A 19,945-nucleotide genomic window follows, 5' to 3' on the forward strand; every position below is an offset into this window, starting at 1 on the left:
ATCCATTGGAGGAAAACGGCATGAAAAGATTTGCATTGGCACTGGTTGTACTGTTGACAGCGTTGGCGTTTGGCGTAACGGCAACCAATTCGTTTGCCCAGGAAAAAAAACCGGAAAAAAAGATCGAGAAATTCGGCGAAGACCAGAGATTTAAAGAGTGGAAGGGCAAGAAATGGACCACATCCGACAAAAAATTCACGTGGCGAGCGAGCGACCCCTGGGGTGGCCTGCTCTTCCATGATTTCCTGGTCCATTTCGCGGACAGCGTGAGGGCTGCGAGCGGTGGGCGATTGGACATCAAGGTTTTCCAGACCGGCGCGATTGTCCCGGCCATGGAAACGTTTGACGCTGTGTCAAAAGGCACCCTGGATTGCGGCCATGCCTGGTCAGGTTACTGGAAAGGGAAAAACGAGGCCTTCGTGGCCTTTGCTTCAGTTCCATTCGGCCTGGATGTAGAGGGCTTTAACATTTGGTACTACGAGCGTGGCGGAGCCAAGATGTTGAACGACCTGTACGCCCCTTACAATATGGTCTCCTTCTTCTGTGGCAATTCCGGTCAAGAACTCGGCATTCATTCGAACAAAAAGGCCATGAAGATGGAAGACTTCAAGGGGATGAAACTCAGGACGGTGGGCTGGTACCAGGACATCCTGAACCTGCTTGGCGCCAATGTCACCCCGCTTCCCGGGCCTGAAATCTACCTGGCTCTGGAAAGAGGCGTGATTGACGGCTGCGAATTCAGCAGTCCTGCAATCAACCTTCCGCAGGGGTTCCACGATATCACGAAATTCGTGATCGAGCCGGGTGTGCACCAGCCGAGTTGCCAGACCGACATCTTCATTAACAAGAAGAAATGGGATGAACTTCCGGACGATCTAAAAGCGATCGTTGAGATCTGTGCAAAAGAAACCCAACTCTGGTCCACACCCTGGATCGAAAACCTGAACGTCGAGGCCATTGAGAAGATGGGCAAGAAGGTGGAATACGTTCAGATGGACGATGCCACCATCATCGAATTCGCCAAAACGAGCAAGAAGTACCTGGATGACCTGTCCGCCAAGAATGCTGATGTGAAAAAAGTCTTGGATTCGCAAGAGAAGTTCAAGAAGGACTTCGCTCAGTGGCGCAAAATGCGCGGCGGCGTTGCTCCCTGGCCTATTGATGATGTGATCAAGGGAAAGCTTTATCAATAGCAGGGCAAGCCTTTGGTAGTGGAATAGCGCGCCCCGGAGAGCCTGTCGGCCCCGGGGCTTGCACCGCAATAGTATTTTTAAGAGGGGAAACGGCGATGAAAAAGTTCGTCCGCGCTGTGGACGCATTCAACGAGTTCTTCGGCAAATACGTGGCCTTGCTGATCGTACCTCTTGTCCTCGTTGTCACGTACGAGGTCATCCTCCGTAAGATATTTCATTCACCGACGGTTTGGGCTTTTGAGATGACGGTGTATCTGTACGGCGCACATTTCCTACTCGGCGCGGCATATACCTACCTCCACGATCGGCACGTTCGAGTCGACATTCTGTCTTCGAGGTTGCCCGTCAAGGCCCAGCTATGGCTGTCTATCCTGACATTCTTCGTCATCTTTGTGCCTTTTGTGGGCGGCCTGAGTTGGTCGACGTTGCTGTATGCCAGTCACTCCGTTGCCATGAACGAACATAGCTGGAGCGCATGGAAGCCGCCTCTGTACATTTACAAATGCGTAATGCCTCTGGGCTTTATCATGCTGTTCATGCAAGGCGTGGCCCACTTTATCCGCGACGTCTACAGGCTGAAAGGGGAAGAAATATGAGTCCCGAATTCGTAGCTCTTGCAATGTTCGGCGCCCTCTTTCTGGCCCTGTTTTCGGGTCATCCCCTGGCCTTTTCCTTGGGTGGGGTGGCCGTTTTCTTCGGCCTCATAGGCTGGGGCGGCTCACCGGATCAGGTTTTTTCGCTGTTCACAAACAAAACGTATGGCGTCATGGATGAATACGTCCTGGTCGCTGTTCCGTTGTTCATTTTTATGGCCCAGATGCTCGATGTCGCGGGGATTGCCGAGGCGCTGTTCAATACCATGCACGTGTTATGGGGGCCTGTGCGAGGAGGCCTCGCGATAGCCGTCCTCATGGTCTGCGTGGTGTTCGCGGCGTCCACTGGGGTGGTCGGAGCGACCGAAGTGGCCATCGGCCTCATCGCCGTGCCTAATCTGCTGAAACGTGGATACGACATACCCATGACAGCGGGAGCCATTTGCGCAGGGGGAACGCTAGGCATTCTCATCCCGCCTTCCATCATGCTCGTGATCTACGGCAGTTTGACCAACCTATCAGTTGGGAAGCTGTTTGCCGCGGCCTATTTCCCGGGATTTCTCCTGGCAACTTTGTACATCGCCTACGTCGCTATCCGGTGCGGACTCAACCCCGAGATGGGGCCTCCTCTGCCGCCTGAAGAACGCATGCACACCATCAGGCAGAAATCATGGATGGTCCTCACTACGCTTCTCCCTCCCGTGTTTCTCATTGCGATGGTGCTTGGGAGCCTCGTGATCGGCGTTGCCACCACCACGGAAGCCGCGGGGCTCGGCGCGGTGGGAGCCACGATTCTTGCCATAGCCTACCGGAAATTGACTTGGGCGGCGATCGTGGACGCGTCTGTGGCCACTTTGAAGATCACCTCCATGGTCATGATCCTTTTCGTGGGAGGAAACGCTTTCCAATCCGTGTTCATGGGGTTGGGCGGCGGTGACGCGGTTGCAGAGGTGCTCCTGGGTTTCCAGGCCAGTCCGTACGTGGTCCTATTCCTGATGATGGGCATTATTTTCTTCCTCGGATGCGTCATCGACTGGCTGGGCATCCTGCTCATCGTAACGCCTATCTTCGGACCTGTGGCTCAGGAATTGGGTTTTGATCCGTTGTGGTTCGGCACTCTGATCTGTGTTAATCTTCAGATGGCGTTCCTGACGCCTCCGTTCGGCTATTCTCTCTTCTACCTTCGAGGGATAGCGCCGCCGGAAATGACCATAGAGAAGATATACAAGGGCGTCGTCCCCTTTATATGTTTGCAGTGGGTAGGGCTTCTTGCCTGCATCTTCTACCCCCCTCTCATCATGTGGCTGCCCAAGGTCGTATTCGGTGAATAACATCTCCTGATACGTTGGATGACAGGGAGCAGAGCGAGGATATACAATGAACATACTGACCGTATCGAGGCTCGTCGGCTCGTATGGAGACGAAGTCGCCGCGAAAGTGGCGGAAAAGATGAGCCTGGAATTTGTCGGCCGCAACGGTTTGCACGAGCTGGCCATGACCTGCGACCCGGAATACAGCGACGCGTGCGGACTGTATGAGACGGAACACGGGCCGGGTTTCTTTGAACGGCTCTTCTTTGATAGACCCTCTTACAAGAGTCTTTTCGAGGCGTTGACCTTCGAGCAGGCCGGCCGCGGCAACGTGGTGATCGTAGGTCGCGGGGCCCAAGTAGTGTTGCATGACCTGCCAGGGGTTTTCTGCGTCCATGTCGTGGCCCCGCGAGAGATCAGAATCGAGCGGGTCGAGCAAAGGCTCGCCTGTTCCAGAGAAGAGGCCGAGCACTACCTGGACAAGTACGACCGAGAGCGGGCCAATATTATCAAAGCTGTCTTTGGAAGAGACCCCGATGATTGGTCTCTCTACGATTTGGTCCTCAACACGGCCCACTTCACGCCTGATTCTGCTACGGATGTGGTACTTCAGGCAATGAGCGGGATGAACAAAGTCTCCGATCAGGAAGCAGTCAGAGAGCAATTCAAGAGGCTCGGTGTGGCCAAAAGGATCGAGGCGCTCGTCCGCAAAAAGCTCACTTCCGCTGTGGCACACAATGTTGAGATTGTTCCCGAGCCCGGTGGCGTCATGCGACTTACAGGCCGAATTCGAGAAAAAGCTGACAAAGCGAAGGTCGAAAAGATCGCAGCGGAATACCCTGGTGTCATTAAAGTGGAAAACGAGCTGAAGGTGACTGAACTCAGCTTCGGAGTTTGAACTGGGAGAAATAGGCCGGAGGATCATGTCGGAACCTGTTCAGATTATTCTCAGCTTCTTTTTTCTCGTCGGGATCTTTGTGCTGACGCGTTACATCATTGCCTCGAAGATGAAGCGAGCAACCGGTCTTATCATCCGGGACCTGGAGAAACAGGATGCTCGCGATCCGGTGACTGCGGTCGATTTACCGTACGCCAAGAGGGATGTTCTGCGAATTGGCATGAGAAACTACCATGCCAAAGCCGTCGAGGACATGGTGAGCGCAGGCGTGGTAGGCAAAACCGGGGGCGGCAAGTACTATCTGCGGGTGAGCAGTTCGAGCGAACAAAGCTAAAGGCTCTGCAGATATGGAATCGCGGCGTGCCTTTCCCATAGAATCGATTCTGGGCATATAAGGCTATTGTTGGTCCCTCGGCGTGCCCAGATCATACAGTACACTTCCCCAATAGGTTGCAGACACGCGAAGTGTTGTTGTTATGGGGCTGGTTCTCCTCCTACCTCCTTGCTGCCGGCCCCAATATCTGTTAATTGAGCGCAGACTATCATCAATGGTGAGGTGTCTCGTGCGGATTCAACTGTTTGGCACATGCCTGATAGACACGATGTTTCCGGAAACAGGAGAGGCCACGGTCCGCCTACTCCGGCACTTCGGAGTCGAAATAGGCTACCCCGACGGACAGACTTGCTGCGGCAAACCCGCGGATAGCGGCGGGTATAGCCGTGAGTCCAAAAAAGCCGCGGAGCACTTCATTTCCGTTTTCGACCGAACTGAAGGCCCTATCATTATTCCATCCGGCTCCTGCGCTTCCATGGTGAAAAACCATTATCCGGAACTGTTCAAAGACGACGAACGAATGCGGCAAAAGGCCGAAGCCATAGCCGGCCGCACTCATGAATTGAGTCAATTCCTCGTCCATGTTCTCAAGGTCCATGAAGCAGGCCTGTCCGGAACAGGCAGGATCACATACCACGCATCCTGTCAGCTCACGCGGGAGCTTGGAGTCCTAGAAGAGCCGATGCTACTCTTGCAGTCCCTCAACGGCGCGGAGTTTGTTGATCTCCCACACTCGGATCGTTGTTGCGGTTTTGGAGGGATTTTCATGGCTAAGCTACCCGAGGTATCAATGGCCCTGGCCGACGAAAAGGTGGACACAATACTTAGCACTGGAGCCGACACAGTGACCGGCTGCGACCACGGTTGTCTCATGAACATCGCCGATGCCGTCAAGCGCCGTGGCAGTGCGGTTCGTGTCAAACATATTGCCGCGGTGCTTGCGGAGGGTTTGAAATGAACCATTCCACATCGAGCATCCCTTTTCGAGAAAACGCGGTGAAGGCGCTGAGCAATTCGGCCCTACGGGGTGCGATGCGCAACGCTACCGAAACCTTTGCAATAAAGAGGGCTGACGCTGTTGCCGCTCTGCCACTTGAGGAATTGCGTGAAGAGGCTTCTGAACTGCGCCTGCATGTCCTGAACAATCTCTCCGAATATGTTGATCGCTTCGAAATGAATGCCGTTCGAGCCGGAGCCAAAGTCCACAGGGCCAAGGATTCCGAAGCGGCTAGGGGCATCATAGCCTCCATACTTCAAGACCATGGGATCGGACGAGTCGTCAAATCAAAGTCCATGGTCAGCGAAGAGATCCACCTTAACGACTATCTTCAAGAGGTAGGAATCACGGTGGTGGAAACGGACCTCGGCGAGTACATAATTCAGATCGCAGGGGAGGGGCCTTCGCATATCATTGTTCCCGCGATCCACAAGGATCGCCGACAAGTGGGGCAGCTTTTTGCCGAAAAGTTGGGATGCGAGTATTCCGATGACCCAGCTGTTCTCACCGGAGTAGCCAAGAAGATCCTCAGAGAGGAATTCCTCTCGGCAAAGGCCGGAATTTCAGGCGCCAATTTCGCTGTGGCGGAATCAGGCAGCATCGTTCTTTTTACAAATGAAGGGAACGGCCGAATGTGCACCTCGTTGCCTCCTCTTCATATAGCCGTTCTGTCCATCGAAAAGATTATCCCGTCACTCGCGGATCTGCCTAAATTCATCCGCTTGCTGCCTCGATCAGCCACCGGTCAAACAATCACCAGCTACCTTTCCGTGCTGACCGGATCGAGGAAACCCGGCGAATCCACCGGCGCTCAAGAGATGCACATTGTCTTGCTTGACAATGGCCGCTCGGAGCTTGTCTCGGGCGAATATCGCGAGATGTTCAAGTGCATCAGATGCGGGGCGTGTTTGAATGCCTGCCCGGTCTATCGCGTGGTGGGCGGACATGCGTACGGCTCCACTTACCCCGGACCCATGGGGATCGTATTGACGGCCTTGCTCGAAGGCATGGAACGAGCCAAGAGCCTCTTGGATGCTACTACCCTCTGCGGCGCGTGCGGCGATGTTTGCCCGGTTAAGGTGCCGTTACCTCGACTCCTGCGCCTTTTGAGAGAGCGCAGAGTGGAACAGGGCCTGACCCCGAGGCTTGAACAAAACGCAATGGCCGGCTTCGGAAGGGTGGTCGAAAAGCCTTTCCTTTTCCACCTGGGACAGATTGCCGGACACGTGTTTTGGCCCGCTGTGAAGAAGTTCGGACCCGGTGATGCTGTCGGCCGTATGCCTCGGCCCGTTTCAAGGACCTTCAGGGAGAGATTTGCATGAATCGCGAAGAAATTGTGGCCCTTTTCATGGAGAATGCCGCCAAGATTGCAGCCCAGCCGATTCGGGTGGGCGACAACGACGAGTTTCACGACGCCTTGGCTGAAGCCCTGGGCGAAGGCGACTCGGTGTTTTGTCCCGGCCTCACCGAAAAAGAAAAAGCCATTCAGATTCCATCGGAAAAACGCACTGAGGACTATGCTTCAGCTTCCGTCTGCGTCGATGAGGCAGACGCCGGGATAGCGGAAACGGGAAGCCTGGTCTTCTCCAGTAAAACGGGGAGGCCGGTTCAAGCCGGCTTGCTGCCTGTGCATCACGTAGCGATTGTTTCCGCGGAGAATATCTACGAAACCCTAGAGGACTACTTTTCTGCCGTCGGCAATTCTCCTCCAACCAATATCACATTGGAAACAGGTCCGAGCAGAACAGCGGACATCGAGCTGACCCTCACCATAGGAGTCCACGGCCCCGGCCGACTCACGGTGATCGTTTTTTGAAGAAAGCGAAGAAGGTCTGGATGTTGGTTCAAGAAGTAAATAAACTTGGACGCGGCCCGACTCAATGACCACTTCCGCGGCTTTCGGCATTCAGAATTGCCATCTCGCCGCCAATCGGACATTGATTTTGGCAACCGCCACAATTCCGGCGAACCGGCAAACCATTTCAGGTTACATTATCGTCTGGGCGAAGATTTTCTCTGTCATGATGAAAAATCTAATGACAAAGGGAGGTGGTCGGGATGTCTGTACCGAGGATCATATCGGTTGCGCTGGTTATGATGTCAATCGCTTCAATGTGCAGCGTATCGATCTGCCTGGCGCAGGGCGCGGCGCAGTGTGAGGCGATTAAAAAATACCTGGGCCAGGTGGAAGAACTCTCGACCTTCAATTTCGGCGAGGATCGGGAAAAAAGACTCACAGAAGCACAAAAGGCATTGCACGAGCAGTTTACCAAACTCGGCTACGTGGTTCCCGAGGAGTTGGCCGAGCTGCTCAAGCGATACGTAGGCCTCACCTCCCTGGGCCATGATCGAATGAGGAAGGGAGACGCTCGGCTTCTGGTGGAGGGACGGGCCGTCCACGAAAAGATCAAGAAGTTGTGTCCGTGGGAATAATTGGAGAGGACCCCCGCCGGCTAAGACGCTTGCTGACTGATCCTCGGAGCGCCCTCAACGAGGCTGGTCATGATTCTCATGGTAGTATTCAGAATGGCTGGGAATCGTTCCGGATTGTGGTCGGTCCATACCAAGATAAGGTCGTTGCCTGTTACGAAAAAGAAATCCATTTCGTAGTGATGTTTTACACAGATTTGACGCAGGTCCGGCGTAAAAATCCAAGGCGGCGAACCTGGTTGGCCAAAGCTGACGTACAATCGCGTGAAATCCGCGTCATGGGAAAAGGTGTACTCGCGTAGGGGACGGCTCCACCGGAATCCGTGCAAGAAAATGCTGGAAGCCTTTACCAGCGCTGTCTGGTCAGGCAAATCCACCCCTGCTGCTCTGACCACACACACAACCCCTCGAAATACCAGGGGGCCTCGTACGTGATAGTTCCAGACAGCGAAATCCGCAATGGTGACCTCAAAACCTTGAACCGCTCCCCTCAAGGTGTTCAGGGACTCGCCGTATAAGAAGGGTGATTCGCCCTGCATGAACGGGAAGAGTTTGGGCACCAAAAACTGGGACAGCGCCGGCCATCTTGTTCGACGGCCATAGAAATCCATCCCCATTTTCTCCGCAGCACCGCGCCAATGCCGAGTCGTCCTGGCTTCAATCATCAGCCCTGCAATGTCGCCTGCCAGAAAAGTCGCCAGGAATACCACGGCGTACGCGATCCCCAGCATAGCGCCACTTGATTCCTCAACGCCCATCTTCGTGTGCCTTTCTTGCGACCCGACCGGAATCTTACTTATCATTCACGTCAGCAGCAACTGTCTTGACGATTCGCGGCCACATCGAGACAATAATTACTATCGGCGTCGGTCATCGTTCTAGGAGAACAATTACTCACTGTACCGGAATTGTCCAACACCACTGGGGCGCCGCCCGCCATAGGCCTTAATTAGAAGCCGACGGCGTGAATCATATTGGAGCAGGAATCAGGGGAGGGAACCATGAAGGCGATCAGAGTTCACGAATTCGGAGATCCCGAGGTCATGCGATTGGAGGAGATTCCCGATTTGACACCGGGGCGAGGGCAGGTGGTTGTGTCCGTTAAGGCGGCCGGAGTTAACCCGGTGGACACGTACATCAGGTCGGGCCTGTACGCCAGACGGCCCGAGTTGCCCTACACTCCCGGCACTGACGCTGCCGGGACGGTGGAATCGGTGGGTGAAGGCGTCAACCGAGTATCTGTGGGAGACAGGGTCTATACCGCCGGAACGCTTAGCGGGGTTTATGCGGCGGCGGCTCTTTGCGAGGAATCCCAGGTACATCCTCTGCCGGACCACGTGACCTTTCAGCAAGGGGCAGCAATGGGCGTCCCGTACGGCGTCGCTTTCCGCGCTTTGTTTCATAGGGCCGTGGCCAGGCCTGGCGAAACGGTCTTAGTCCACGGCGCCACTGGCGGAGTGGGAATCGCGGCTGTTCAGTTGGCGAGGGCGGCAGGGATGACGGTTATAGGTTCCGGGGGGACAACCGAGGGTCTGGAACTGGCTTTGCAGCAAGGGGCGCATCATGTGGTCAATCACCGTGACGCTGACCATCTGGAACAGGTCAGTCATCTGAACCGCGGCCGCGGGGTGGATGTAATTATCGAGCTGCTTGCCAATGTGAACCTCGGCCAGGATTTGAAATTCCTTGACATGGGCGGTCGTGTAGTTGTCATCGGCAGCCGCGGCACCGTGGAAATCGACCCACGCGATGCAATGAGCCGCGACGCTTCCATTCTGGGCCTGGTCCTTTTCAATGCCTCGGAACGTGAGCTGGCTACGATTCACGCGGGGCTGGTCGCTGGTTTGGAAAACCGCACCCTCCGGCCGGTGATAAGCCAAGAAATGCCTCTAGCCGATGCGCCCCGGGCACACAAAGCTGTGATGGAATCACATACGTACGGAAAGATAGTCTTGTTCCCATAATGAATGTTAGCAGGTCTCGCACATGGCAATGAACTTCTCCCGGCTTATCTTCAGGTAATCTCTGTCGCGGGAGAAGATCTCAAAGGTCACGGTCCGGTCATAGCCTATGCCTTGTAATGCTTTGATAATCCTTGGAAAATCTACGGTGCCCGCGCCCACAGGGAGATGGTTGTCGTCTTTGCCGAAATTGTCGCTGACATGAACATGTTCGATACGATCCGGGAATTTGCCGACAAACGAAACGCACCTGTTCCCGCGGTTGCTCCCGATATTCGCGTGGCCCGTATCCAGAGTCATTTTCAACGTAGGGAACATCGGCAGGATACCGGCGAAGTCATTGGGCTGCACGAGAGAGTTGGTTCGCGGGAACATGTTCTCCAGGCATAGGCATAGTCCCAGTTCGTCGGCCCTGGCGACCAGAGCGGCAAGACTGTTCAAGCCATATTGCCTTACCTGATCCACTACAAACACGCCCAGTCCCATGACATAGCTGGGATGAACCACTACTTTGAGCGGATTGAGCGTCGCTGCCACGTCCAGCGAATCGAGCATCTCTTGCAGGGCCGTGTTTCTGACCTGTTCAGAGAGGTCCGCGGTCGAAAGGAAAGTGGGGAGGTGGCAAACCAAACTCATTTTGTTTCGCTGGAGTGCTTCGGCTATCTCGTCTCGTTGCTGCGCAATGACGGTATGGTGAGCTTGTGGGGGATCCATAGTCAGTTCGAGGTAATCGAAACCCAGAGAAGCAATCACCTCCAGTTCTTCCATAACCGGCCGCACCGGGAAATTCATTGCGCCGTACAGCATTCTTCCATCCCTCCTGATTGGTTGTCCGTCCAGATTACCACAGTAAAAGTTGCCGGGATCATCGAAAAGTGCGGCACAACCGGTCAACCATTTTGAGCAATGTCGGGATCCGATGCGATCCGTGCATGGCCTCGACCTTTCTTGCCGCTTCCGTGGGGTCAATCTCCGCGGAGGTAACGTACAGCGGCCGGGTGCTTCTTCCACGCAGGACCTTGTGGGCATTCGGCGCACCCTTGAAAGGACTCTTTGCCACTCCGATCACCGCGACTTTTCCCTCCAGTGCCCAATAAAGATGCGCACCGAGGCCCGGGCTGTATTCAGGGCCCAGCCAAACGTACCCATCGACAATAACCGCTTCCAGTCTCACTTCAACATGGCGCAGCAGCTCCAACAAACATGGCAGCTCCCGTTTGTAGAAGCTTCCCGGTTCGTATGGCTTCACTTCGGCCATTGGTTCCTTAATGGACCGGACAGTCCTCTCCGAATCCCATTCCTCGAAAATGACGCACGCGGCCACCGCGAATTCCTTATGGTAGCAAACATCCAGAGCGGCAATCATGGGATTTTCAAGCGGAATCTGTCGGGAGGTTTTCTATAATTGCGACCAGGGAAGAGACCAACGAGTCTCGGGTGCCCTCAGAGACTACAAAAAGCCGAACGTCTCCCCGGCGTTTGATCTCTTCAATGAAAGCGCTGCCTTTCATCGCTATGGAACCGATGACCATGTTGGAAGAATCAAGCGTTTCGATCAGTGTCCTGCGGAACAGCGGCGAATAGCACTCCATCTTGCCTATTTCGTCTATCACCACAATTTCATCCGGTGTTGATGGAATCATCGACGGGACCGCGACGGCATCCAGGTCGTGGAGGTTCAATCCATACCGCCCAACCCGAAGACGGCCCTTGATCTTGTCGTGGGCCAGAATCCCTTCTCTCCCGTCCAGGGTGACTATCTTGAAACCGGTCCGCCGTCCCTTCTCCAAAATCTCTCGCGTAAAGAACCCCGTCAACGGCCTGCGGATTTTGCTGACAACCGCTTCGATCAGCGTTGACTTTCCACATCGAGGAGGGCCGGTGACAAGGAGGTTGTTGGCGCCCATTGGATACGGCTGATTTTACAAAATCATGAGGACCTTTTGACGGGTCAAAAGACCTTCTCAGGGACAAAGTCAGTCTCACGCACTTCAATCATGCTGATAGCTTCGGTAGGGCAGGTGACCTGGCAGAGGCCACAGCCCATACATTTTTCCCGGTTGATCTTTGCAGGCTCGTCTTCCGAGACGGAGATTGCACTAAAATAGCATCTATCCAGGCATGTCCCGCAAGATGTGCACAGATCCGGATCTACGTCCGCAGCGAACCGGCTCGGCTCTATCACGCTGACATTGTGTTCGATCAGAACCGGCATGGTCTGGCAGCAGCACGGGCAGCAGTTGCAGATGAAATGGTCCACGTTCTGCTTGTTCACAACCACGTGGATCAAGCCGTCCAATTCGGCGTCGCGGACTATTTCAAGAGCTTCTTCCTTTGTCAGCTTCCGCCCGGTGCCGCGAGCGATGTTGTAATCCGCTCCCTTGTTGACCTGGAGGCAGGCTTCGAGTTTCTTGTCGCATTTGTGAGCGGTAAGGCGGCACGTGCACTTGGTCACGGACAGGGTTTTAGCATTGTCTATTATCTCTTTGATATCCTCGAACGCGAGCACATGGGTCTTAGCCTCAATTGATACACCAACCGGAATGACCCGAGTGAACGGCCTGGGCAGGATCTGGCTCATTTTCTTGGCAATGTCCAGCCATTCCACTTCCATGAAATCTTGCCACACATCCAAGAATTCTTGCGGCGCGTCGGGCCAGAGGACAGCCGCGTCGTGGAATTGGACCATTTCTCGGCACATTCGGTACGTGGGCGGCTCTGTTTTGGCGGACGGGAAAACCACGCCTTTGACAAAAAGGGTGCGCAGCATGGACTCCACTTCATCCTGGGAACGGCCAAGCTTTTCCGCGAGGGCAGGGGCGTTTGCAGGCAGAGCGAGGAGCAGTTCGGCTTCATTTTGGTCAGCGATTATCTCGAACAGTCTAGCTATTCTTTGGGATTGGCCGAGGCCGATCCGGTTGGCTAATTCTACATACTTGGCGTCCATGAAAATCCCTTTCTGGTTGCGATGCGCTATTTTGGGCCTTATAAGGGCCTCCATTCATTGGACCATATGGTCACTGATCAGTCAAGTTATGCGAAAAATTCTCGACCGAAGCGGTGTACGGAGGTATATTTCAACATGGTGAAAATTGGGATCTTGTGCGGCCGCAATGGTGTGAGAACTGAGCATCATAAAGGAGAACACGACAGTGAAATCCAAATGCGAAAGTTGTTGGTTCAAGAGCCATGCAGAGCGAAAGCCGAATTCACTAATCGCCCGGATTTGGCGATGGCACACCGGCTGGTGTCCGGGCTGGAAGGCGTACCAAAAAGAATTGGCTGAGAAAGCCAACGCCAAGACACCCTAACTAATCAATGCAGCGGATGCTACCGGCTCAGCCCCTGAGCAAGAACGGAAGACGCTCCTTGACCTGGTCTATGCGGTCTGTAAGAGCCGGAAAGATTGATCGGGAGGAATCTGTCGTTGGACCATATGCTGGCAAATCAGACAAGTTGAGCGAAAAACAGGCAATGACCGCGGCCATTTCTGCGTTCTTCCCCTCTGAGCGCCTTCAATTCTGCTTGACCAGGGGTTCGACAGCGAGGTATATTTCAACCTACTGAAAATCAGGATCTTTTGCGACCCGGGGATTCAGCCCATTTGTGTCTGTAGGGGAGGGGGTTCATGGAGCAACCGGGTCTGATCGTATGCAATCCTGCACGAGAGGAAAACGGTCTGACCGACTTGCTGTAGGCAACGCCAAAAAGCAGCACGACTCATCTATGGGCACCATACCGCGTACATCCACGCCATCTCAAAGGGGGTAGCTCATGGGCTTCTATCTTCGCAAGAGCATTAGCGTCGGCTCTCTCCGCTTCAATCTCTCGAAGTCTGGCATCGGACTTTCCGCAGGTGTTAAGGGTCTGCGTTTTGGCAGTGGACCGCGGGGCAACTATGTTCATATGGGGCGAGGTGGGGTGTATTACAGAGCAACTATCCCGCCATCATCCTCCGCGCCTTCCGTGCAGCAACCGCATCCCGCCCACTCTCATGAGCCTCAGATTCCAACGGGAACCCACGCACCGCTCGAGGAAATCGAATCGGCAGATGTCGCCCAAATCGTTGACTCATCCTCGCGTGCGCTTCTGAACGAACTGAACGAGAAACATAAGACCACTCGCCTTTGGCCTATCGTGGCGTTGGCTTCAACGGCTGTCCTCATCGTCGGGCTGTCCACGGGCTGGCCGATTTGGTTGCTAATCCCGCTTGTTCTGGCAGCTATCGCCGGCACGTACGTCGCCCACAGCCGAGATGTCCTTGCCAAAACCGTTGTACTTTTCTACGACTTCGACGCCGAGATGGAAAGTGCCTACGGACAGCTTCACAGTTGCGCTGAGCGATTGGCCAGCTGCGAAGCGGTTTGGCATATCGAGGCAACGGGAAAGGTTCATGATCGGAAGTATCACGCCGGCGCGAGCGATCTCGTTCAGAGAAAACCAACATTCGTGCGAAAATCAGAGCCACCCTATGTCAAAACTAACATCGAAACCATAGCAATTGGGGTGGGCCGCCAAACGTTACACTTCTTTCCCGATCGCATCCTCGTCTACGACCAAAAAGAAGTTGGTGCGGTCGGCTATCACGAACTCCGTGTGAATGTTGCAACGACGAGGTTCATTGAGAACGAGTCTGTTCCGAGAGATGCAGAGGTCGTCGACAGAACATGGAAGTACGTCAACAAGTCCGGTGGGCCTGACCGGCGATTCAAGGACAACAAACAGCTTCCTGTCTGTCTTTACGAGCAGATTTCGTTGTCGAGTCGGACAGGGTTAAACGAACTGTTGCAGCTCTCGAAGTGCGGCTTTGGTGGGGACTTAGCGGAAGCTATTGCCTTCCTTGGGAAGAAAACTCCGAAGGAAAGACGTGGTGCTATCCCCGCGGTGTAACCTCTCCGTCAAACGTACCCCCTACACGATGCGCCACCCCGGGCACGACTGGGTTCCCCCGCCACTCCATTGTCCAGTGGCTGCGGGTACCTCTACATCTTGTAATAATTCAGGCAGCACGCGGGGCTCGCTGGTCGCGGATCTCCGGTGAGTCTCTATCCTCGAAACCGCAAAGGCGTTGCGGTGCGCATTTCCGCCTGAACTTTCGGAACAAGTCCCTTTCTTCGCTGATGTGAGCGGCACGCAAGCGGATCTCCCCACCTTCGTCCAGCAATACATGCGAATCTCCAGGCCGGGTTTTGCATCTAAATATACGGAATCTAGCAAGGAGGTTCGTCCTATGACTGAAATGGAAGAAAGACACGGCGAGAAAGAGGAATTCAAGGCAAAACCGGGCGAGCCGATGGGCGAAGCCTGCGATGACATCGCCGATCCCATAAGAAGAACATTGTGCAAGGTTTGCCACACTCCCGTAATAGGCGAAGCGCCCTTTTGTAAGGACCACGAGCCGCCTGTTCCGTAAACCTTTGAAAGGGGCTCGGGGGCCGCTCGAGGAGAATCGTCTCCTTGAGGCGGCAAAGGTTGAAGAAGGTCCATTCGATCAAGAAGCAGTCCTACGATATGGATGCCTTGCCCGGCGCAATTCCGCGCAAGGCATACTTCGCCCAGGGAGTGAGCAATGAAGGCTACCGAACAATTACGAGCCGAGCATCATGGCATCCAAGTGATGCTGCAAGTACTGAAAGCCATTTGCCTGAAGCTTCAGGCCGGAGAAAAGGTGAATCCCGACCATGTGGAAAAGATAATAGAATTCTTCAGGCTGTTCGCTGACCGCTGCCATCACGGAAAAGAGGAAGACCTGCTGTTCCCGGCCATGGAAGCGGCAGGCGTTCCGAAGCATGGCGGCCCGCTCGGGGTCATGCTCGCGGAACACGATGTCGGCCGGGGGTACCTGCGGGCCATGGCCGAAGCCTTGGAAAAATACAGGTCGGAGGACGTGGAGTCCGCGGCCGACCTCGCAGCCCATGCGCGGAAATACATAGCTTTCCTGAATCTGCACATTGAAAAAGAGAACACCGTGCTCTTCCCCATGGCCGACTCACGTCTCCCGGCAGAAAAACAAGACCAATTGTACGAAGAATTCGAGAAGTTCGAAGAAGAGAAGATCGGCTCAGGTGTGCATGAGCAATTCCATAAACTCCTCGATGACCTGGCTCACACGTATCTCGGTAGAGCGGCAGCATAAGGTGGGTTCAAAACCAGCGGGGTTGTGTGAAGGATCTGCGGGGAGGGCGTTTTAGCGGAGAAGTCCTGTGCGCAGAGCCGTATCCGGCCTTGACAGCCATTATAAAAAGCAATGTCCGTTAGCTCCCAACGGCCCCGCCTGCCATTTCTTCATTGCTCGCCCCGTCGTTCCCGCGAAAGCGGGAACCCAGGGAGATCGCTGGATTCCTGCTTTGGCACATAGGCGTTAACTTAAAGGTCGCGCTCCCTAGTGTTCCGGAGGAACATTTGAGAGTAGGCCGGCGATTTATCGCCGGCTCAGGCACAAATTAAAAAAAGTTCTTAGTCCCGGTAGGGACGACCGATCGGCAAGCTTCCTCAATAACTTCTTCGGCCGTCCCTCTGGGACTACGGGTCTCTTCGACCGCCTCCCCGGCGATGAATCGCCGGGCTACTTTCGTCTCGTCCCTCTGGGACGAAAAACGTTAGGCACTAAAGTTAACGCCTATGCGCTCTGGCAGGAATGACGGAACGCCCTCCTCTCGAATCGGACAGTACTATTGGCAACGCGTATAGGGCGGTAATCGCTTACGTGCATGAAGCCCAACATTGCTTTCTTTCGCAGAAATCGTTACAAAAACCACAAGAGTCACCGTGTGTGCTGCCGGAGGTTGAATATGCGTGAGATCAGCAAAGATCAGGTACGGGCGTTCCTCGATATCTTGGGTCTGGCCGAGGAACCGATGGGTATGTATTACACCGATGACCGACCTGACGACGCTATCTCACCGAAGAGCGGGACCCTTCCCAGCGTCGAAACGGAGGCTGCCGGACAGGTGGACTGGGACGCTCTCAATTCCGGTTGGTCTTGCGTAATCGGCAATCTCTGGCGCGCTCGAAAGAAGAGTGGAGCCGCCTACTTCGACAAAGAGCATTTCGGCTGTTTGGGAGGAGCGTTTTATCTTGGCTTCTTGAAGCCGCAGTTGGAGGCCATTGTCCACTATGTGTCCACCGGAATACCCGATCAAATGGAGGGAGAGCGCTATCTGGAGTCGCCCGAAGTGATGCGGAGTTTCCTCAACACCATAGATCCCAGGCCTGCGCCTGCCAGGTTCTGCGTCTTCGAGCCGGTGACCCAATTTGCGGCGAGCCAAAATCCCGAACTCGTGGTATTCTTTGCCCGACCTGAAAGCATCGCGGGTCTCAATCAACTGGCCACCTTTGTAACAAACGATTTCGAGGCCGTGTACTCCCCGTTTGGCGCGGGTTGCTCCAACATCGTGACCTGGCCGCTTAAATATCTCGCTCAAGGCAAACTCAAAGCGGTCCTTGGTGGATGGGACCCGTCTGACCGAAAATTCCTCAAAACCGACGAGATCACTTTCACAGTTCCGTTCGAGATGTTCAGGCGCATGGTTACTCGATGGCCCGAGTCTTTTCTCACGACCAAGACGTGGGACCGTATCAAGAACAAGGTCCTTAAGAGCCGCAAGGCATGGGGCGAAGATTGAGCACGCGAGACACGGCGAAGTTCATACTATTCGACATTGACCACACCCTCATCGACTCCGGAGGCGTGGGCGTCATAGCCCTCAACAAGGCCCTCGAAGACGTTACCGGCATCAGCGAGGGATTCAAGGGAATAAGCTTCGCCGGAAAAACCGACTTGCAGATACTGCGAGAAGCAATGGAGAGGCTCCAACTACCGTGCGCCGACGGTCTGCCCGCGAGATTTCTCGGCCGGTATCTTACGCAGCTCCGCGCTGCCATGACCACCAGGAACGGCCATGTGAAGCCTGGGGTTTGCGGTCTGCTTCAACGCCTCGAAGAGGATGATGACTTCTTTCTGGGGCTTCTCACCGGGAACATCGAGCAAGGTGCAAGGATCAAATTGGAACCCCATTCACTTAACCGGTTCTTTCCGGTAGGGGCATTCGGCGACGATGGCGAAGACCGGAACGGCCTCCTCCCTGTTGCGGTTCAGAGGCTGTCCCTAGAGCAAGGCGTCATTGTGGACCATTCTAACTGCGTCGTCATCGGCGACACACCGCGAGACGTGGAATGCGCCAAAGCCAACGGAGCGCACTCCATCGCCGTTGCCACCGGCCCCTTCGCTGTTGAGGACCTCAGGCAAACTGGGGCGGAACTGGTCCTGCCCGACCTCTCAGGTACCGACGACATTGTAAATTGGTTGAGAAATCGCTGAGGAATGATATTGCTTTGCGCAGCAGCAAAGTCTGCAAGCAGCGCCAGATTTCCGTTTCCTTAGAAGAAGAACGTGTAGTCTATATAGAGACCCGAAGCTTTCAGATCAATTTCACGGCCGAGATTGTCCCCGAAACTGATCTCCGTGTACCGCCATCCACCCCTCACAGCCGACGTGCCGATTATCGTTGTGGGTGCTTTAACTCCCCCGGTGATCTCCACTTCGGTGACTCTGGCTCCATTGCCTATGGGCCAGCGGGCTCTCACTTCAAAGCTGGTGGATAAACCGCAATAGCCGGTGGGATTGTACGCCGCGTGAACTCCCATGGTGACGGGGAGAGTAGACTTGAGAAAGCCGCTTGTCCCGTTGGGGAGCGCAAAGCTGAAATTGGGATCGGGTCTGTTCAAGTCGAAATTAAGCCCCAGCCGGAATCCTTTGTTGCACAGGACGTCCACATCCGCACCGTATCTAACGTCCGGCCAATTGAAGAACCCGTAGGTCCCCCTCACCGCGCTGATGTTGGCTTCATAGTGGATCCTGCCTGAAAAACGGCTGAACTGGAAGCGCGCCATACTCTCAAGAATTAGACCGCGCTCGTTGAAATTCAGGTCCCGTTTCAGGTCTAAGGAAATTCCCTGGACAGGGTCTTTGTACTCCGCGCTGGTCAAAGTCTGCCAAATCGGACGAATCCTGGCCTCTCCGCTGAAACAGAAAGGACTTACCATCGGCGCGGCCGGATTGGCTATGCCCGGCTGATCCTGATCGACGGGCTTGCTCAGGAAAGGACTGCGGGCGAAGAGGTTGGCTATTGGGTCTGGGAGCAGGCCACAGCCTTGAGCGTGGACAGGGGTGTTGAAACATGCCAGGAGCGTGGCGGCAAGCAGGGCCGGCATCCATATCTTGTGTTTGTTTTTCGGTGGTAGCATAGGGGAGCGGTCTTAATTGCTGTAGTTATACTTTAATACTTGGGGGTATACTACTATAAATAAGAATTAATTACAACTCATTTCCTAAGGCGAGGACATGGTTCTGCGCTGGGTGGTCCGGAAGCCACCGCCTCCCAGTTCCGGAGATACAGAAGGTGATAGCCTATGGATCGGGGATTTTATTCAACGCCGTTGCTGAAGCGTGTCACAGACAACACACCTCTTGTCACTTCGCGACCCGCTGGTGGGACCGTCCCGCGCAGAACGCGGGATTGCCGGTCATCCCAATAGACAGACTGGAAGGCTGTCCCACCACACCTCCAGGCCACCCGGAGAGCGATGATCGCCATCCCGGTAACACGATTTGACCTCTAGATGGAGTTTTGAAACGGATTCATGGAGTCCGGCTCTTCGAGCAATCGGCCTGCTATGCCGGAGTCTCTCGTGCTTCTTGATGGGCCTTGAAGGAGTGGTTCAAATTCTTCCGAAGTCGTCCTCGATGCGGACTATGTCATTCTCGCCGAAGTATTCTCCCATTTGAACTTCAATAAATACCAGCAATTCGTCGCCAGGATTGAACACGCGATGGACCGCGCCAAGCGGGATGTCAATTGACTCGCCCGGACTCATGGCGATTTCTTCCGAGTCGCGGGTGACGAGCGCCGACCCGCTTATGACCGTCCAATGCTCCCATCGCCGCTGATGACGCTGAAGGCTGAGCCTTTTCCCCGGATACACCACGATGCGCTTAACCTTGTGGTCCGGAAGCTCCGACAGCACTTCATAGTAGCCCCACGGGCGATGATCCTCTCTCTCTGTCTCCTGTAACACCTGATCGCCAGTCTTCATGTAATCGTCCACCATGTGTTGCTGAGAAAAACGCTCTTCACCGGGACCACAATGTCCTGCGTATCGGCTCGCCGCCCCCTCACCAGGACACGCCTTCCAGGGTCTCGGCCGGCTTCACAACCTCGACCAACGCG

22 protein-coding genes are annotated in these 19,945 nt (G+C 54.8%); 15 read left to right on the forward strand and 7 right to left on the reverse strand.

Going from position 1 to position 19,945, the window contains the following annotated elements; translation table 11 throughout:
* Positions 1 to 20: 20 nt before the first annotated feature.
* The 9 genes from dctP to HY913_03305 all read left to right on the forward strand — a co-directional run bounded on the left by dctP (position 21) and on the right by HY913_03305 (position 7,758).
* The gene (gene dctP, locus HY913_03265; protein ID MBI4962272.1) at positions 21 to 1,193 is read left to right on the forward strand and encodes a TRAP transporter substrate-binding protein DctP; all 1,173 of its coding nucleotides are present in this window, start codon (positions 21 to 23) and stop codon (positions 1,191 to 1,193) included.
* Between the two features lie 95 nt (positions 1,194 to 1,288).
* Positions 1,289 to 1,789, forward strand: coding sequence for a TRAP transporter small permease subunit (locus tag HY913_03270; GenBank protein MBI4962273.1), 501 nt, complete (start codon positions 1,289 to 1,291; stop codon positions 1,787 to 1,789).
* On the forward strand, positions 1,786 to 3,117 hold the full coding sequence (locus tag HY913_03275; GenBank protein ID MBI4962274.1) for a TRAP transporter large permease subunit: 1,332 nt from the start codon (positions 1,786 to 1,788) through the stop codon (positions 3,115 to 3,117). Before HY913_03270 ends, HY913_03275 begins: the two co-directional genes overlap by 4 nt.
* A gap of 46 nt (positions 3,118 to 3,163) precedes the next feature.
* On the forward strand, positions 3,164 to 3,994 hold the full coding sequence (locus tag HY913_03280) for a cytidylate kinase family protein (GenBank protein MBI4962275.1): 831 nt from the start codon (positions 3,164 to 3,166) through the stop codon (positions 3,992 to 3,994).
* 25 nt (positions 3,995 to 4,019) lie between these two features.
* Positions 4,020 to 4,328 carry a hypothetical protein gene (locus HY913_03285; GenBank protein MBI4962276.1) on the forward strand — a complete coding sequence of 103 codons (309 nt, stop codon included), beginning with the start codon at positions 4,020 to 4,022 and terminating at the stop codon, positions 4,326 to 4,328.
* 229 nt (positions 4,329 to 4,557) lie between these two features.
* Positions 4,558 to 5,286 carry a (Fe-S)-binding protein gene (locus HY913_03290; GenBank protein ID MBI4962277.1) on the forward strand — a complete coding sequence of 243 codons (729 nt, stop codon included), beginning with the start codon at positions 4,558 to 4,560 and terminating at the stop codon, positions 5,284 to 5,286.
* Complete coding sequence (locus HY913_03295) at positions 5,283 to 6,647, forward strand: iron-sulfur cluster-binding protein (GenBank protein MBI4962278.1); 1,365 nt, start codon at positions 5,283 to 5,285, stop codon at positions 6,645 to 6,647. The genes HY913_03290 and HY913_03295 overlap by 4 nt, the downstream gene beginning before the upstream one ends.
* Complete coding sequence (locus HY913_03300) at positions 6,644 to 7,141, forward strand: lactate utilization protein (protein MBI4962279.1); 498 nt, start codon at positions 6,644 to 6,646, stop codon at positions 7,139 to 7,141. The genes HY913_03295 and HY913_03300 overlap by 4 nt, the downstream gene beginning before the upstream one ends.
* A 242-nt stretch (positions 7,142 to 7,383) precedes the next feature.
* On the forward strand, positions 7,384 to 7,758 hold the full coding sequence (locus HY913_03305) for a hypothetical protein (protein MBI4962280.1): 375 nt from the start codon (positions 7,384 to 7,386) through the stop codon (positions 7,756 to 7,758).
* A 20-nt stretch (positions 7,759 to 7,778) separates the two neighbouring features.
* On the opposite strand, the gene HY913_03310 is transcribed toward HY913_03305, so the two are convergent.
* Complete coding sequence (locus HY913_03310; GenBank protein ID MBI4962281.1) at positions 7,779 to 8,558, reverse strand: hypothetical protein; 780 nt, start codon at positions 8,556 to 8,558, stop codon at positions 7,779 to 7,781.
* A gap of 198 nt (positions 8,559 to 8,756) precedes the next feature.
* Between HY913_03310 and HY913_03315 the strand changes: the two genes are divergently transcribed.
* Positions 8,757 to 9,719 carry an NADPH:quinone reductase gene (locus HY913_03315; protein ID MBI4962282.1) on the forward strand — a complete coding sequence of 321 codons (963 nt, stop codon included), beginning with the start codon at positions 8,757 to 8,759 and terminating at the stop codon, positions 9,717 to 9,719.
* 6 nt (positions 9,720 to 9,725) lie between these two features.
* Here HY913_03315 and HY913_03320 read toward each other — a convergent pair whose 3' ends face one another.
* The 4 genes from HY913_03320 to HY913_03335 are packed head-to-tail and all read right to left on the reverse strand — an operon-like array spanning position 9,726 to position 12,663.
* The gene (locus HY913_03320) at positions 9,726 to 10,523 is read right to left on the reverse strand and encodes a sugar phosphate isomerase/epimerase (protein MBI4962283.1); all 798 of its coding nucleotides are present in this window, start codon (positions 10,521 to 10,523) and stop codon (positions 9,726 to 9,728) included.
* A gap of 58 nt (positions 10,524 to 10,581) precedes the next feature.
* Positions 10,582 to 11,082, reverse strand: coding sequence for an endonuclease V (locus HY913_03325; GenBank protein MBI4962284.1), 501 nt, complete (start codon positions 11,080 to 11,082; stop codon positions 10,582 to 10,584).
* 7 nt (positions 11,083 to 11,089) lie between these two features.
* A complete protein-coding gene (locus tag HY913_03330; GenBank protein MBI4962285.1) occupies positions 11,090 to 11,623 on the reverse strand; it encodes an AAA family ATPase in 534 nt (177 codons plus the stop codon).
* 44 nt (positions 11,624 to 11,667) lie between these two features.
* Entirely contained in the window at positions 11,668 to 12,663 is a 996-nt protein-coding gene (locus HY913_03335) for a 4Fe-4S binding protein (GenBank protein MBI4962286.1), read from the reverse strand.
* Between the two features lie 827 nt (positions 12,664 to 13,490).
* On the opposite strand from HY913_03335, the gene HY913_03340 reads away from it, so the two are divergent.
* From HY913_03340 to HY913_03360, 5 genes are all read left to right on the forward strand, one after another.
* Positions 13,491 to 14,606, forward strand: a complete 1,116-nt coding sequence (locus tag HY913_03340; protein MBI4962287.1) for a DUF4236 domain-containing protein — start codon at positions 13,491 to 13,493, stop codon at positions 14,604 to 14,606.
* Between the two features lie 340 nt (positions 14,607 to 14,946).
* Positions 14,947 to 15,129 carry a hypothetical protein gene (locus HY913_03345; GenBank protein MBI4962288.1) on the forward strand — a complete coding sequence of 61 codons (183 nt, stop codon included), beginning with the start codon at positions 14,947 to 14,949 and terminating at the stop codon, positions 15,127 to 15,129.
* Between the two features lie 156 nt (positions 15,130 to 15,285).
* Positions 15,286 to 15,852: a hemerythrin domain-containing protein gene (locus HY913_03350; protein ID MBI4962289.1), complete on the forward strand. Its 567-nt coding sequence runs from the start codon at positions 15,286 to 15,288 to the stop codon at positions 15,850 to 15,852.
* A gap of 655 nt (positions 15,853 to 16,507) precedes the next feature.
* On the forward strand, positions 16,508 to 17,341 hold the full coding sequence (locus HY913_03355; protein MBI4962290.1) for a DUF169 domain-containing protein: 834 nt from the start codon (positions 16,508 to 16,510) through the stop codon (positions 17,339 to 17,341).
* Complete coding sequence (locus tag HY913_03360) at positions 17,326 to 18,036, forward strand: HAD hydrolase-like protein (protein ID MBI4962291.1); 711 nt, start codon at positions 17,326 to 17,328, stop codon at positions 18,034 to 18,036. The genes HY913_03355 and HY913_03360 overlap by 16 nt, the downstream gene beginning before the upstream one ends.
* A gap of 59 nt (positions 18,037 to 18,095) precedes the next feature.
* Here HY913_03360 and HY913_03365 read toward each other — a convergent pair whose 3' ends face one another.
* Positions 18,096 to 18,962, reverse strand: coding sequence for a hypothetical protein (locus HY913_03365; protein MBI4962292.1), 867 nt, complete (start codon positions 18,960 to 18,962; stop codon positions 18,096 to 18,098).
* A 474-nt stretch (positions 18,963 to 19,436) separates the two neighbouring features.
* Complete coding sequence (locus HY913_03370; protein ID MBI4962293.1) at positions 19,437 to 19,823, reverse strand: phosphomannose isomerase type II C-terminal cupin domain; 387 nt, start codon at positions 19,821 to 19,823, stop codon at positions 19,437 to 19,439.
* Positions 19,824 to 19,945 lie beyond the last annotated feature (122 nt).

It is taken from the genome of Desulfomonile tiedjei, from assembly GCA_016212925.1.
GTDB lineage: Bacteria > Desulfobacterota > Desulfomonilia > Desulfomonilales > Desulfomonilaceae > JACRDF01.